Annotated in this window: 16 protein-coding genes and 2 pseudogenes; 3 read left to right on the top strand and 15 right to left on the bottom strand. The window is 45.8% G+C overall.

What is annotated here, in order from left to right; genetic code table 11:
- Positions 1-4: 4 nt before the first annotated feature.
- The 8 genes from rbsB to NST99_RS21295 all read right to left on the bottom strand — a co-directional run bounded on the left by rbsB (position 5) and on the right by NST99_RS21295 (position 7,576).
- Positions 5-922, bottom strand: coding sequence for a ribose ABC transporter substrate-binding protein RbsB (gene rbsB / locus NST99_RS21260; protein ID WP_341094204.1), 918 nt, complete (start codon positions 920-922; stop codon positions 5-7).
- 15 nt (positions 923-937) lie between these two features.
- Positions 938-1,906, bottom strand: a complete 969-nt coding sequence (rbsC, locus tag NST99_RS21265) for a ribose ABC transporter permease RbsC (protein ID WP_038593920.1) — start codon at positions 1,904-1,906, stop codon at positions 938-940.
- Position 1,907: 1 nt separating this feature from the next.
- Complete coding sequence (locus tag NST99_RS21270) at positions 1,908-3,389, bottom strand: sugar ABC transporter ATP-binding protein (protein WP_341094205.1); 1,482 nt, start codon at positions 3,387-3,389, stop codon at positions 1,908-1,910.
- Between the two features lie 21 nt (positions 3,390-3,410).
- A complete protein-coding gene (gene rbsD, locus NST99_RS21275) occupies positions 3,411-3,806 on the bottom strand; it encodes a D-ribose pyranase (RefSeq protein ID WP_341094206.1) in 396 nt (131 codons plus the stop codon).
- A gap of 2 nt (positions 3,807-3,808) precedes the next feature.
- Positions 3,809-4,687 carry a ribokinase gene (gene rbsK / locus NST99_RS21280; RefSeq protein ID WP_341094207.1) on the bottom strand — a complete coding sequence of 293 codons (879 nt, stop codon included), beginning with the start codon at positions 4,685-4,687 and terminating at the stop codon, positions 3,809-3,811.
- A 5-nt stretch (positions 4,688-4,692) separates the two neighbouring features.
- Positions 4,693-5,691, bottom strand: a complete 999-nt coding sequence (locus tag NST99_RS21285) for a LacI family DNA-binding transcriptional regulator (RefSeq protein WP_341094208.1) — start codon at positions 5,689-5,691, stop codon at positions 4,693-4,695.
- 177 nt (positions 5,692-5,868) lie between these two features.
- Complete coding sequence (locus NST99_RS21290; RefSeq protein ID WP_341094209.1) at positions 5,869-6,858, bottom strand: hypothetical protein; 990 nt, start codon at positions 6,856-6,858, stop codon at positions 5,869-5,871.
- Positions 6,859-6,997: 139 nt separating this feature from the next.
- Positions 6,998-7,576, bottom strand: coding sequence for an NAD(P)H oxidoreductase (locus NST99_RS21295; protein WP_341097715.1), 579 nt, complete (start codon positions 7,574-7,576; stop codon positions 6,998-7,000).
- Between the two features lie 240 nt (positions 7,577-7,816).
- Between NST99_RS21295 and NST99_RS21300 the strand changes: the two genes are divergently transcribed.
- Positions 7,817-8,206 (top strand): winged helix-turn-helix transcriptional regulator, encoded by a 390-nt coding sequence (locus NST99_RS21300; protein ID WP_341094211.1) that lies wholly within the window; start codon positions 7,817-7,819, stop codon positions 8,204-8,206.
- A gap of 291 nt (positions 8,207-8,497) precedes the next feature.
- On the opposite strand, the gene NST99_RS21305 is transcribed toward NST99_RS21300, so the two are convergent.
- The 7 genes and pseudogenes from NST99_RS21305 to NST99_RS33755 form a co-directional block, all read right to left on the bottom strand.
- Positions 8,498-8,947, bottom strand: coding sequence for a hypothetical protein (locus tag NST99_RS21305; RefSeq protein WP_341094212.1), 450 nt, complete (start codon positions 8,945-8,947; stop codon positions 8,498-8,500).
- A complete protein-coding gene (locus NST99_RS21310; protein WP_341094213.1) occupies positions 8,944-9,324 on the bottom strand; it encodes a hypothetical protein in 381 nt (126 codons plus the stop codon). Before NST99_RS21310 ends, NST99_RS21305 begins: the two co-directional genes overlap by 4 nt.
- Positions 9,325-9,583: 259 nt before the next feature.
- Positions 9,584-9,934: a short-chain dehydrogenase gene (locus NST99_RS21315; protein ID WP_341094214.1), complete on the bottom strand. Its 351-nt coding sequence runs from the start codon at positions 9,932-9,934 to the stop codon at positions 9,584-9,586.
- 4 nt (positions 9,935-9,938) lie between these two features.
- On the bottom strand, positions 9,939-10,199 hold the full coding sequence (locus tag NST99_RS21320; RefSeq protein WP_341094215.1) for a hypothetical protein: 261 nt from the start codon (positions 10,197-10,199) through the stop codon (positions 9,939-9,941).
- A 258-nt stretch (positions 10,200-10,457) separates the two neighbouring features.
- A complete protein-coding gene (locus NST99_RS21325) occupies positions 10,458-10,904 on the bottom strand; it encodes a hypothetical protein (RefSeq protein WP_341094216.1) in 447 nt (148 codons plus the stop codon).
- Positions 10,888-11,361 (bottom strand): MerR family transcriptional regulator, encoded by a 474-nt coding sequence (locus tag NST99_RS21330; protein ID WP_341094217.1) that lies wholly within the window; start codon positions 11,359-11,361, stop codon positions 10,888-10,890. The genes NST99_RS21325 and NST99_RS21330 overlap by 17 nt, the downstream gene beginning before the upstream one ends.
- A gap of 479 nt (positions 11,362-11,840) precedes the next feature.
- Positions 11,841-12,891: pseudogene (locus NST99_RS33755) on the bottom strand (IS110 family transposase).
- A gap of 394 nt (positions 12,892-13,285) precedes the next feature.
- Between NST99_RS33755 and NST99_RS21345 the strand changes: the two are divergent.
- Both NST99_RS21345 and NST99_RS33760 read left to right on the top strand, forming a co-directional pair.
- Positions 13,286-14,410: pseudogene (locus NST99_RS21345) on the top strand (tyrosine-type recombinase/integrase).
- 6 nt (positions 14,411-14,416) lie between these two features.
- Entirely contained in the window at positions 14,417-14,791 is a 375-nt protein-coding gene (locus NST99_RS33760) for a hypothetical protein (RefSeq protein ID WP_445744980.1), read from the top strand.
- The last annotated feature ends 258 nt before the right edge of the window (positions 14,792-15,049 follow it).

A 15,049-nucleotide genomic window follows, 5' to 3' on the forward strand; every position in this document is an offset into this window, starting at 1 on the left:
TCTATTACTCTTTCACGACCAGCTTCAACGGTGCGGGAATCATCGGCTTTACAGTTTGCCCGTCCAGCACATCCTTTGCAGCTTGAACGGCCAACTGGCCGATTAATTCGGGCTGCTGGGCGATGGTTCCGGTCAGTTTGCCCGCCTCGATGGAATCAAGCGCGTCTTTGTTGCCGTCGAACCCGATTACGGGGATGTTTTTACCCGAGCTCTGGATTGCTTCAATTGCCCCTAGCGCCATCTCGTCATTGTGTGCGAAGACTGCCTGCACGCCAGGATTTCCTTCGATCAGGTTCTCCATGACCGTCAATCCTTTGGTGCGGTCGAAATCGGCGGTTTGCTTTGCCATGACCTCAAGCTGGGTATCCGCGATTTCATGGAATCCCTTACCCCGTTCACGTGTAGCTGATGCGCCCGGTGATCCTTCCAGCTCGATGACCTTCGCACCCTTACCCAGCTTCTGGACGATATATTCAGCCGCCATGGAACCGCCTTTGATGTTGTCCGAAGCGACCAGCGCTTTGACATCTCCTTTATCCGCCGAGCGGTCCAGTGTAATGACGGGGATATCCAGACTGTTCGCCGACTGGACCGCCGTCGAGATTGCCGATGAATCCACAGGGTTGATCAACAACGCGTCTACCCCTTTTTGTATCAGATCCTCCACATCATTGTTCTGCTTGGCAGAGTCATTCTGCGCGTCGATAACCAGGATCTCCACCCCTTGCTTATTCGCCTCCGCTGTCACGCCGTCTTTGAGGGCCACGAAGAAGGGATTGTTCAGGGTTGAGAGGGATAAGCCGATTTTCAAATTTTGCCCGTTGCCTTCATTATTGGGCTTGGCCCATTCCGGGGGCTCCAGGGAGCAGCCGGTCATTAGCAGCAGCAGTATAGACGTCAGGACTAAAGTGATTTTTTTCATAATAGAATCCCCCTTTTATGCGGCTTTCTTGCGGTCAATCAGTACGGCTATCGCAATGACAATCCCTTTGACCACCATTTGGTAGAAAGAAGAAACGCCCAGCAGATTCAGCCCGTTGTTCAGAATTCCGATAATGAGTGCACCGATTAAGGTACCCACAATACGTCCGCGGCCCCCGGTCAAGCTGGTGCCTCCCAGTACAACGGCCGCGATAGCATCCAGCTCATAGGAGGTTCCCGCCGTTGGCTGGGCCGAATTCAACCGGGAAGTCAGAATGGCCCCGGCCAATGCCGACAGCATACCTACCAGTGAATAAATCATAATTTTGATGCGGTCTACCTTAATCCCGGAAATTATTGAAGCTTTCTCATTGCCGCCGATAGCATAGGTCTTGCGGCCGAACGGCGTTTTGTGCAGTACAACCCACAGCAGAGCGAACACGATAATCATCGTCACAGCGGGAACGGGAATCCCTAAGAAGTACCCGCGGCCAAACAATTGGAACGTCATGCTGTCTCCAAGGCCCGTAATCGGGTTGCCGTCCGTATAGACTAGCGTTAATCCCCGGAAGATCGTCATAGTCGCCAAGGTAGCGATGAACGGTGCCATTTTACCCTTGGTAATCATTAGGCCGTTGACCATCCCGATCACTCCACCCAATACACAGCCGCCGATAATCGCCAGTATGGGATTCCAGCCCGCCAACAGCAAGTTGGCCATGAAGGCACTGGAGAGCGCGAGAACGGAACCCACCGATAAGTCAATTCCGCCTGTCAGAATGACAAAGGTCATGCCAAAGGCGATCAGCGCGTTGATCGCAACCTGCCGGAGCAAATTCAGAATATTAAGCGGCTCCAGAAAGCTCGGATTCAGCATGGACACGATGAGAACAAGAATAAATAACCCCAACAGCGGACCCAACTTCTGTGTAATCTGCCCCACCCGCAAACTCTTCTTTTCTTTGCCATCCGTAATTGTTGTCATCTCATTGCCCCCCTGTGGCTAATGTCATAATACTTTCCTGCGTAGCTTCCTGCCGGGAGAGTTCTCCGCCAATCTTCCCTTCATGGACCACTATTATGCGGTCACTCATCCCCAGAATCTCTGGCAGTTCAGAGGAGACCATAAGGATCGCAACGCCGCGTTCGGTTAACTCGTTCATGAGCTGATAGATTTCGCGCTTCGCTCCCACGTCGACGCCGCGTGTGGGTTCATCCAGAATCAGCACGCTGAGGCCGATACCAATCCATTTGGCGATGACCACTTTCTGCTGATTGCCTCCTGAGAGCTGACGCGCCAGTGTAGATGAGGACTCTGTCTTGATCTGAAGACGCTGAATGAGCAGGTCCGCGAAATCTTTTTCCTTCTTGTCTATGATTACACCCTTAGGGGCGAAGCTGGATAAATTCGTTACTGCCATATTGTCCCGAATGGAAAAATCAAGAATCAAGCCCTCATCCTTCCGGTCCTCCGTAACGAAGCCGATACCCGCTTGCATCGCATCATGGGGATTGCGGATTGCCACTTGCTTTCCCCGAATCTTCACCTCACCGCTGTCTAGAGTGTCCAGTCCGAACAACGCTCTCATGATTTCCGTCCGGCCTGATCCCATCAATCCGGAGAATCCAATAATTTCACCGGCCCGCACCGAGAAGTTAACGTCTTTAAATTTCCCCGTTTTGCAAGCATTCTTCACTTCAAGCACCACTTCTCCCGGCTGGAAGACACGCTGAGGGAAACGGTCCGTTAATTGACGTCCGACCATTTTCCGAACTACATCGTCAAAATCCGTGTCTGGAATGGCTTGGGTATCTATGGTTTTCCCATCCCGCATGACGGTGATCCGGTCGCATATCGTAAAGATCTCCTCCATCCGATGCGAAATATAGACGATGGAGACACCTTCTTTTTTGAGAGAGGCAATGACTTCGAATAATTTCTGAATTTCCCGTTCGGTCAGTGCAGCCGTGGGTTCGTCCATCACGATAACCTTGGCATGGGTCATGAGCGCCTTGGCAATCTCGATCATCTGTTTCTCCCCGACGGAACATTCCCCAGCCTCCTGGTTCAGTGGAATCGTCACGGAGAGCTTGCGGAATTGTTCATTTGCTAACGCTTTCATTTCTTTCATATTCAATAGTCCAAGTGAAGAGATTTTTTCCTTCCCGATAAACAGGTTTTCCAGAACCGTCATATCCGGCCATACATTCAGCTCCTGGTGGATAAAGGCGATCCCGCTTCGCTCTGCTTCTCTGGGGTTGGCAAAATAGGTTTCCCGCCCATCAATGTGAATCGTTCCCTGATCCCGCTGATGAAGACCAATCAGAATGTTCATCAGTGTGGATTTGCCGGCGCCATTCTCTCCCATTAGGGCATGAATCTCCCCATCCAGCAGCTCGAAATCTACCCCCGCAAGAACCGGGTTGGTGCCAAAGGACTTATAAATGTCTTTCATTGCAATGCGCATATCCCTCGAACCTCCTCCATATTAAAAATAGACGCCGGCTTGCAGGATGCAGTTCGCGTAAGGCTTCGCTTCGCCCGTGCGAACAATCACCTTGGCCTTCTGGGTCAACTGCTTGAATTGCTCATGGGTAAGCGCCTCTATCGGCGTTCCCCTGAATTTATCATTCACGTATTGCGAGGTTGCTTGATTATTCACGGCCAGTTCCTCGGCCACAATCACCTTTTCGATCACCATATCCTCCGCAATGACATCGACGACCTCTTGAAAGCCGGGGACGCCCAGTTTAAGCGCCAGGTCAATCTTGAGAACGCCCGCCGGAACCGGCAGTCCGATATCTGCAATGACAATCATGTCGGTATGGCCCAGGTCGGCCAGTATTTTGGAAATATGACTGTTCAATATTCCATGTTTCTTCATAATTAAAGACTCTCCTCGACTTCAGCTCTCATGGGCATGCCGCCTTGAGCGCCGAATTTTGTTACGGATAAAGACGCTGCACGATTCGCGAACTTCACGCTGTCCGGGATGGAGCTGCCTTCGGCCAGAGCCACGGCAAATGCAGCGTTGAACGTATCTCCTGCTCCAGTTGTATCTATAGCCTCCACTTGATAAGTGGGCACCAGCACCTCGCGCTCACCATCGTAATACCGCACACCGCTGCTGCCCTCCGTTATGAACAGCTTGCCCGGAAACTTCCGTAAAGCTTCTGCTTTATCCACCCCGCTGAACAAAATGGAGCATTCATGTTCATTCGGCGTCAGATAGGCAGCCTTTTCGATCACCGCTTCACTAAGCGGACGGGCAGGCGCTGGATTGAGCAGCAAGGGCACATTGATTCTCTGGCAGAGGCTGCTAACATACGATACCGTTTCCTCCGGAATTTCCTGCTGCACCAGGACCATATCGGCGCTGCGGATGGCGTCCAGTGCCCGTTCGACCAGAGCAGGCGTGACGAAATCATTGGCGCCTTTGACCACGATAATGCTGTTGTCCCCCTCAGCTAAAACGATGTGGGCTGTTCCGCTCTCTGTATGTGTAACCGGTTCCACATTGGTGGTAATAACGCCATTTCTTTTAAAATTGTCCATGATCGCTTTGCCGTAAAAATCGTCCCCGATACAGCCGATCATCGTTACCTCAGCACCCAGCCGTGCGGCGGCAACCGCTTGGTTCGCACCCTTGCCTCCCGGAACGGTGGTGAAGCGGTCTCCTAGAACCGTTTCACCAACTTGAGGCCGTTTGGAAGCGGTTACCACCAAATCCATGGAACAGCTTCCAATTACACAAATCTTAGCCATATCTTTCACCCTTTCTTACTGGTTTCTATTCTGCTTCGGGTAGTTTCCCGCTCGATGAAGCTGACCGGCAACTGAATGTTCTTCTCTTCCACCTGATCCTGCTCAATGAGCTGAATCAATAATCGGGCGGCCTCGCTGCCCATGTCACGCGCAGGCTGGCGGATAGTTGATAAAGATGGCGACATCAGACTGCTGAGCGGAATATCGTCAAAGCCGATAATCTGAACATCCTCCGGCACGGTTTTGCCCAGCCGGTGGGCTTCATGAAGAACCGCCGTGGCCACAATATCATTACTGGCGATCACGCCGTCCGTATCCAAAAACCGCTCAAACAGCTCGGTCGCCCATTGCTCTGCTTCGGTATAGGAAAAGGATGATGTCCGGATCACATTGTAGCTGATCCCCATTTCTTCAAGCGCTTCGGCCGCGCCCTGAAACCGGTCCTGCGCCGGCTTGACATGGGCCGGTCCTTGGATAATGGTAATCCGGCTGCTGCCTCTTGCGACCATTTCCTGAGCGGCGAGACGTCCGCCCTTCCGGCCATCCGCGTAAACGGAAGGACTGTCATTGGAAGTACGGTCCAGGAAGACAACCGGAATATTCATTTCCAGATAAGCCCCGCTGTCGGGAAAATTCGTTGAAGATATCACACCTACGACATTATTCTGTACAAAAGTGCGGATATAATCCAGTTCCTTCTCTTCATTCTCGTCACTATTGCCAAAAATAATCCGGTACCCATTCTCTTGCATGTAATCTTCGATGCCCCGTGCCAGCTGTGGAAAAAAAGGGTTGGTAATATCCGGCAGCAGTAAACCGATTAACTTGGATTTGCGTTTGTATAAAGACCGGGCCACTTCATTGGGGGAATAATTGCTTTGCCGGATCGCCGCCTCTACCTTTTTGCGGGTATCGATGTTGACATAACCTGATTCATTGATTACCCGTGAAACCGTGGCCACCGAAACGCCGGCAATTTTGGCGACATCCTTAATTGTAATCATGGACTGCTCTCACTCCCTTGTGTGTAACCGGTTACATGTTTTACATTTACAGATTAGCATATCGCGATTTGATTTTCAAGTACCAAAAAAAGGCACTTGCACGAAGCAAGCCCCCTCATACTTAGTACCCCTGTGGAATACGGTCTGGGCGATAGGTCTGGGTTCAAATCCACAACATTACCCAGCCATGTTCGCAACGGCATACCGCAGCAGCTGCTCACGTGTATCTAGTGGAATGTCATGAGGCTCATCCACCAGAGCATGCGGGTTCACCTCTATCTCTTCTCCAGCTTCTGCCTTTAAACGGGCAATCTCTTTAATGGTATCTACAGGACTGGAGTGACTTCCCAGCAAATGAGAGGTTAACCGCTCCGTCAACTCTTGCGAATTCTCCATCTTAAAGCACAGCTTCCCTTCTGTCAGCCGGATCTGCGACTCATACTGATCTCTTTGATCGGTCACGGTCCATCCCGGCCAAGCTGTGCGAATCTGCTGCAACAGATTCCCCGCATCCGGGGCATACCAGATATCTATCGTTCGTGCCAGCAAATCCAGGTGAAAGCCTTGATCCGGTGTCTCTTTCGGCCATTCGTTTAAGTCCAATTCTGTGCTGCCTTCCGATTTATTAAGCAATTCTACCAGCGAAGGCCCCTGCAATAGATAATCCTCCAGCTCCGATTGTACTGGGTATAGTCGCAGTTCCCCATCCAGATAAACCACGCTTGCCACCGTTCGGACCCAGCCGTCCCTGGATTCAGGCACCAGCGATAATGGTGTAATGGTCCTACTCACTTCACTGATGAGTTCTTCCACCGGATAACCCACATAAGCTGCCATGTCCAATATCCCGGAAGAAGCCCATTCAATGGTCCATCCCGGCCATAAGGGCTGCATCATCTTCAATAGATGCCGGCGCAGCGGAATCTCATAATGCTCGTCCTCTCCGCCGTACCACAATAAATGCCGGTGATCCAAATCCACACATGCACAGCCTTCCGCCCATGCATTGTCCAGCCAACCCTCTGCAGGCTCCTGCTGTTCAATAAAAGCCACAGCCGCTTCCGGTCCCCAGAACAAATCACTTGGAAGAGTAATTGCGCACCAATGGCTGTAGTACAAAGAGTAATTACCTTCCCGAATAATCATTAGATTGGCCCGATGTCCCATACTCTACCTCCTAGTGAATTAATGCAGTTTCTCCGATCTCAACTGCCTCAGCGGTGTTAATTCTTTGTGCACTTTTTCGCTTGATATATTATTCGGCTTAACTACCTCTTTCCCCTCTGAGGTTAAACCGCCCTCCAGCTTAATGATCCTTGGCATAATTCAAACCTAAGCGGTAAGCATGGTTAAGCAGCATTTCGAAATGACCGGGATTTGAAGCCATGGTCTCATATAAGAATTCAACCTTGGAATTGGAAACACCGCAATAATCTGCAATTCCTACATTCAGCAGATGAGTAATCGTTTCATCATAGTTACGCTTTTTCATCTGTTCTTTCGAAACGCCAGCCAAACCTAGCCACAAGACATGCTGATGATGAAGGTGGTTCGAACCGTACGCAAACCCATTGTTCCATACACGGTCAATATACCCCTTTAGCATAGCCGGCAAATGCCACCACCAAAGAGGAAAAATAAATGCCAAAGCATCATGCTCCTTCATCCGTCTTATTTCCATTTCTACTTCAGGGGAAAAGGACTGTTCCGCAACTAACCAATCGGGTTCATCTGCTCCTTTTAAAACAGGGTCAAAACCAATCCCGTGCAAATCCAATATCTCGTAGTCGTGGCCAGCCTCGGCAAGACCTTGTACGAAACGACCAGCCACCTGAAAGGTCAAGGAATCTTTTCTCGGGTGTGAAACAACGATTAATACTTTCATGCTTGTATCTTCACTACCTTTCTTGAGCAGCTGACTTCTAGCCATGATCAATGGCTGATGCTATTATAAACAGTAGGAAAATAATCTGGAAGTACGCACTTTTAAGTTCTATAGGAAGATACAGGTGCCATAGGAACATGGAAGTACCTTAGGTGGATTCCCCAGAAACTGACCTGAGTAACGGGTTGAAGTGATTGGTTGTTCTCAGCAAACCTAGCCTTTTTAACGGAGGATTAAGAGATGACTGAACAGATGAAAAATAGCGTTCAAAAGAAGTATCAAGTTGGAGTGGAAGCGGCTTTAGAAGTAATGGGAGGAAAATGGAAGCCTTTAATTATCTACCATTTGATGACAGGACGGAAACGAACGTCTGAGCTTCGTCGGTTAATACCCGGCATTACTCAAAAAATGCTGACCACTCAGCTCAGAGGCCTGGAAAACGATAAGATCGTTACACGAAAGGTTTATAAGGAGATCCCCCCTAAAGTGGAGTATGAGTTAACGCACTACGGCTGGGGATTAAAACCCGCGCTAGACCATTTATGCTATTGGGGTGAGGATCACCTGGAAAAGATTCATGGAGACAAATCCAAGGTTTTGGAAGAATTCCAAAACTGCTGTATTGAGTGAATTCAAGTTACTACTTAGCCCCCAGTTCATGAGAAAAGAGTGACGTAGCCACTGCGGAGAGAGGAGGCCTCCGATCAATCTTTAATGTCGAACACTAACGTTTTTCCAGCCTCCCTCTCCCTCCGCCTCTGTTACGTTTGCCAGCCAACGTAAGTAGTAATGTTCATCCAGCTTATCGAGACATATTTTATTCCTACCCGCATTCTTCAGCAATTTGCGTAAAAAAGACCCTTTCCGGGAAGAGTCTCTGTCAGGTTGATTCATTAATCCCAATTATTAAAAACTATCTCTTTAAAGTACTTGTGGTTTCCAATATTTAATCTGCTTCAGTTCATCTTGGTTCAGGTTTTGAATCATCTCTTCATTAACTCTCATTTCAAGATCCTCAAGCCCTAATATGCGATAAATATCGCAGCGATCATTACTTTCAAATTGCTCTCTGCATCGAGAAAAGGTATTAATATAATATGTATTATCAATAAATTCAATATTTCCATTTCTATATTCGCTTGCAAATGCTACGAAAGGATATTGTTTGTTCATGATTATATACACCTTACCAGATGCCTTAGCCAGTTCTCCAATGTAGTAATTTGAAGTGTAAAAAATCTCTATAACATTAACTATATCCAACCCTAATTCTTCTGAAAATTGGTGACAGAAGACTTTAAATTCTTTCTCCGTAATTTTTGTTGTGGCTAAACTCTTGCCAAATCCCGTAATACCTTCCGGAAGGATCATACTTGATTCTCCAATTTGTCTTGTACTCGTTCAATAAAATTAAGCAACTCCGACTGCTCTCTTCGATCTGCTATCATCGAATCCATTACTTCTACCGTCACATCACGGCCTCCACTTAAATTCGTAAACAGCGAACCAATGGTATAAATCGGCCCCCACGGTATGCCCCACCATCCGAACAATACACTAATTAACGTGAATTTGAGCCCTGTGCCCACTGAACCCATTCTTGGTTCTATGTAATAGATTGACGAACTCTTCCGGAAGGTCATGAAGATGATGGATATACAATATGTATACACGACAAATTTCCCGCCTTGTCCAACCTCCTGCTCTAATGTATCCCAAGGGAGTCCCCCCAGGCCAATAATATTCATCTTACAATTCCCTCCATATGTATGTATAGTTGCAATATTCTTTTGCAGAGTGATTGTAGCATAGATTCCACAATTTGTAATCGAACAATGGTCATGTTCCTAACCAAAGAAATCCACGCCATTCCGGCATATTAACGGGATAACTAAACATGCCGATGAATACACGATCAGGTGATTTCTTCTATTACTTTTAAGCTTACGAAAAAGACCCTTCCGTTGAAGAGTCTAATTAGAATCGGATGTTCACAGTAAATTATCTTCATACACCATAATGTATAACATATTTCTGTTCAGCAATCGCCCTCCTTAATAATGTTATTAAATCTGTCAGTTCCATTGATGAGGCTGATCTTCTATCTTTTGCCACAATGCTATAGAAAGCTTCTAATGATTCAGGCGGAATTAACGTGACTCCCCACCTCGCAAGCGCAAAATCCGGTCTGCTATAGGAGTGGAAGTAGGTTCTAATTAAAGTCAGGTCGCTCCACCAATCATTCAGGATATCATCATCAATTGCCACACAATGATATTTCATGGGTTCATAGCAGACAGCATAATCCTTATCTTTCTCAAAATCATCTATGATACCGAATTCCGCCACACAAGTCATAGGACTACCTCCTTTTCAAAGCTCCTTCATACTCAATTTCCGCCGTGTGCCACATTGGTTTAATTTGAAGAACCTGCCCGTCTGTATTCAATCCAATCCGAATGGGTTCCGTTGAATTTGTCAGCAAATCACTTGCTTTATAGTGGAAATCGTCAATCGATGCGAGTATTTTCTGCGCTTCCGGCAGTAGCTGTGAACCTTTTTCCGTAAGGACCATCCCTCTGGAGGTTCGGTAAAAAAGTACAAAACCCAGCCCGTTCTCCAATTGGACGGCGTGATTCGGATGAACTATAGTAACTGTTCGGTGAAAATAAAGTATTAGACTGGAGTCGTTGATTTAACGCGGTTTTTGAATTGAAGAATCGTCAGCTTTTGAAAAATAAGGTTTAGACTAATCCATTAAAAAAAGAAGCGACAGAACAAGACTTGAAAAATAAAGTCTTTGACTGCCGCTGTTGTCGTTCAACTAACGTTTCCCGTCAGCGTATTGCAAATCACTGGCAGTGAAACGCAGTTTAGTTCTTCAAACCTTCCTACTGGTTTGTGGCGATTGACCTCCGAACTCTTTTTTCTTCATTCTTATGCCCAATATGATGAAAGCGACATAGATTAGGATGGCAATAGAATCGATTAACGTATCCGTAAGTGCAGAAACATCATAAAATGCCGTTACGCCGAGAATAACCATCAGACGAACGAGCAGAAGTGACGCGATCGTCCATGCAGCAGGCCGGATCTTCGATCGCTCGCTTTGAAATGACAGGATAATAAATACAATACCAAAGACCAGATTCTCTGCGGTGATAATGTGCCAGACATACCTAAATATTATCCGTGTATCCATGGCTATATCATTCACAAAGAGCGTCGGCAGTACAGCGGATTGCCCGTTCCAAGCGTGCGTAACGGCAAACAGTATCGCAAGAACGCCAGCAATCAGATAATAATAATTCTTAATTTTGATGTCCATCACAATCCTCCTTAGTTATTCCAGGATCCTTCTTGTGAAGATCCCGGTAAATCTCCCGAACGAACTCTGCTAGCCGCTGGTCACTTTCATGATTAAAGCCCCTTAGCGTTTCAACTGCTACGTCGAACAACTGACTGACCTTTTCAAGATGTGCAATTTTCTTGCGTGTTTCTGCTTTTTTGGCATCAAGGAATTCAGCGACCTCCTGGTAATAAGCAGAATCTACACTCTGCATTCTGTGGAACTGAAACTTCCCCTTGATTTCTTCTAGAGAAAAGTCCGCATACTGCATGATTTGAATATTCATCAAATCGACGAGGTCATCCTTCGAATACCTACGGTAAGAATTGTGTTCCCGGGACGGCGATACGATTCCAATACGGTCATAGTACCGAAGCGTATCCTTCGGAATACCAAGTTTCCGTGAAACCTCTTTTATAGAATATTGTTTTTCCATACATTCACAATAACATTGGAGTGAACTCCAATGTCAATTCTGTTTTATTTTTTCTTTCACGCGGTATTCAAGCAATCCTTACAACTATCCTGCCCATCCCTCGGTTTTAAGGGTTTATCTCACATATACTCACTCATTCGTAGGATTTCGTCGCCTCGGAATACAGTTAACGTTCAGAAAGTAAGCTCATTAGACACCGTTGTCTCGATCTTGGGTATGCGGGAACAGAAGAAGCGTGTGGAACAGCTCTCCAAGTGTTATTCTTCTGCACGCATACTCCACAATTTCCTTGGGGGTTCACCATCCCATGACTCTACGGGTCTATGCCCTTACCTTCCTTCGTTTCACCTGACCAAGGCGTGGAGACCGATAACGTTTAGCTGACGGGTCTGAGCCCTTATCGGGCAGGAACTCGGTCCTCTGTGCTTTCTTTTTGAAATCCTACGAATGAGTCAATATACGTGATCGCTTAATCAGTCTTAGGCAGCTTGAATGCAAGTAGGGGCAGCTTTTCCAGGAGAAAAGGCTTCTCCCCTTTGAACGATGCCAATGATGATTCGTGCCAGTTTTCCAAGTAGTTTAAATACTGATTGTTGCTTTTTCATTTGCTTGACTTGAACATTATTCTCATGCAGCTGTCGGAACATCGGATGATTTCCAACGAGTTGGAGCGTGGCCAGATACAGGTATTTTCGCAGCGTAGCATCGCCCCTTTTAGAAAGCACAATCTGTCCCTTTCGTTTCCCTGAAGTACTTTCGGTTCAATTCTCTCTAGTATCTCTACCATCCGTTCGAACTCTTGTAATAGCCATTAAATCCTGTTTCGCTTCATTTAGAGCAGTCATTTCGCCTATACTGTTCTTAGCTTGAGCGATGAGCTGCGCAGCCTTCTGCATGCCAGTCGAGCCACCAGCTCGTTTCATATGCTCTCTCCATCTCGTGATCACCTGATACGGAAAGAGACTCTAAATCCTGCGGAGAAGGGAATTCTTTAAGCGTAGCTATGGAACGTTTGCATGCCCAGTTTTTAAACACCGAGAAATACTCGGGGAACCGAATGTCTAACCAGCGAATAATCCGGTTCTGTAGCCGTACACTATTCGTCACCCAATATTCCCGGTCACTCATAATTGTTCGTAACTTCTGAAAGACGATAGCCTGTCGCGAGTATTCATAGTAGTAGCCTCGACTGATCACATCAGCAATGACAAGCGCATCCTTCGGATCACTTTTGGAGGGGGAATTATCGCGGTTCTCCTTGTTTCGTTTGGTGGTTGCCGGATTCACCATTTCAACGCCTATGCCTTTGTCGGTAAGCCAATTGGTCAGGTTATACCCGTAGTGTCCGGTCGGCTCCATCCCGATTATGAGATCCTTTAAGCCGTGTTTCTGCCCTATTCCCTCGATCCACCGATCTAATTACGCTTGTGCAACATGAGTTTCCTTCGCGATATCTATACCCACAACAAGGTGAGATGTGGAAATTCGTTCAATGCGTTGATTTTGACCGTCTGATTGTTTAAACTTCATAATAAGAGCGCCTCCTTGATGGTGTTGGGTTATAAACCCGTCGACAAACCCATCATACCGAGGCGCTCCTTTTTTGACAAAGACCAAATCTTAAGCCTTACAGGAATGTTTAGCTTAATGAAGCGCCCGCCAGTCTAATACTTTATTTTCTCAGTCTACAACTTTATTTTCCGAGTCTAACAATTTATTTTTCATTAATTAGACTATTATAAATAGTGGATACTTTGTTCAATTTATGAGCATATATCCACTATATTTATATATGATAGATTCATTATTTAGACATCGAAGTATGCAACATATGATTCTATTTGTGGAGGGCGTAGCCCATAGCGGGAGGCGTAGAGTGGTTAAAAACCGAGCGTAATCAATTAATGTTGGAAGGTGAAAGTCGATGCGAGTACAAGAAGTTATTCTAATGGATAACAACAAACGTTACATGTTGATAGATGGAAATGGTTTACCTGTGATCCCTGTTTTGAAATACCTAAAATACTTAGACAATACGGGAAAAAGTAGAAATACGCAGAAAACGTATTGTTATGCGTTAAAGCAGTATTTTGCGTACTAAAAAGAGACGAATAAAGATCAAAATAATATTCGATTAGAAGACTTGGTGGAATTTGTTGGTTGGTTGCGTAGCCCTTTTGAAAGCAACAAGATAACTCCACTTAAACCGATTCAAACAAAGAGGACAGAAAAGACCATTAATCTAACAGTAACAGCTGTTACAAACTTTTATGATTACTTGTATCGAAATGAAGAGCTTCCCGATGATATGTCCGAGAAGTTTATGCGGGTATTTACTGGAGGAAGATCACGATATAAAAGCTTTCTGCATCACGTCCATAAGGACAAGCCGTCTATAAGAAATATATTAAAAATTAAAGAGCCACGCAAAAATGTTGAGACACTTTCAAAAGAACAAGTGCAGCAAGTGCTAAACGCAACAACAAACATCAGAGATCAGTTTCTCATCCAAGTGTTATTTGAAACAGGTTTGCGAATTGGTGAAGTCCTCTCACTCTATTTGGAAGATTTTAAGTTTGATTATAGAGGCCATCGGATTTTTCTAAAAGATCGAGGGGAATTACAAAACGGAGCCATGCTCAAAACAGGTGAGCGCGGAATATATGTGTCCCAAGCGTTAATGGACTTGTTTGATGACTACTTATATGAAGTCCTTGATGAGTTGGACTTTCGCTCCAATTTCGTTTTTGTAATTCTTCGAGGTGAAAATAAAGGTAAGCCCCTGACACTTACCGCTGTAGAAGCTCTTTTTAAGCGTTTAAGGGAGAAAACGGGAATTCGCAAACTTCACCCCCACCTTTTTAGACACACACACGCTACGATGTATTACCAAGAAACCAAAGACATAAAGCAAGTGCAGGAACGTTTAGGACATTCGCAGATTCAGACCACGATGAATCTATACGTACATCTTTCAGAAGATGACATTCGTAAGGATTGGGAGAAAGCACAGACAGCATTTCAGATCAATATAAAGGATTCAAGGTGATTGAATATGAAAAAAACTATTCTACGTACATACCGTGAGGAATTGAGCTTTCATGAGAGATTAGAGCAAGAGCTTTCTGCTTATCCTGAGAAGACCATTCATACTGATGGATCTATAAACGTGAAGCATGTAAATAATCCTTATTTCCTGGTCAATGATAAATGGAATGTTGATTTTATCGGAGATATCAAACAGCTTAAAAAGCTGGCGGAGAATTATAATCACTCAACTCAAAATATCCATTTTAAAATCAAAAGCTCTACGGTTAATTTGGAAGTAAAATATTTTTGGTATCACGAGCTATTTTATGCTGAGAAAGCTCTCGTCACTATTTTTGTGGGACAATGCTGGAGCGTATTTTCAAAATTCCTAAATGAATAGTACCCTACTCTGTTTTCCCTGCTTGACTTAGGTATTGATAAAGTAGAGCGTGAATGGCTATTTTGGTTGCATGAACAGAAATATAAGACACAAGAGATTCAAAAACATGCATTTCGTGCCGAAGTTACACGAAAAACACATTTGGCGGGCTATTTGTGATTGTTTCTTTCAAAGTTCTTACAATTAACAGACACCCGTGAAGAATGGGAAAAAGATCGCTGGGATGTAAGGATACTGCATGATAAATATGGGATCCAC

This window comes from Paenibacillus sp. FSL L8-0470, assembly GCF_038008625.1.
Lineage (GTDB): Bacteria > Bacillota > Bacilli > Paenibacillales > Paenibacillaceae > Paenibacillus_AQ.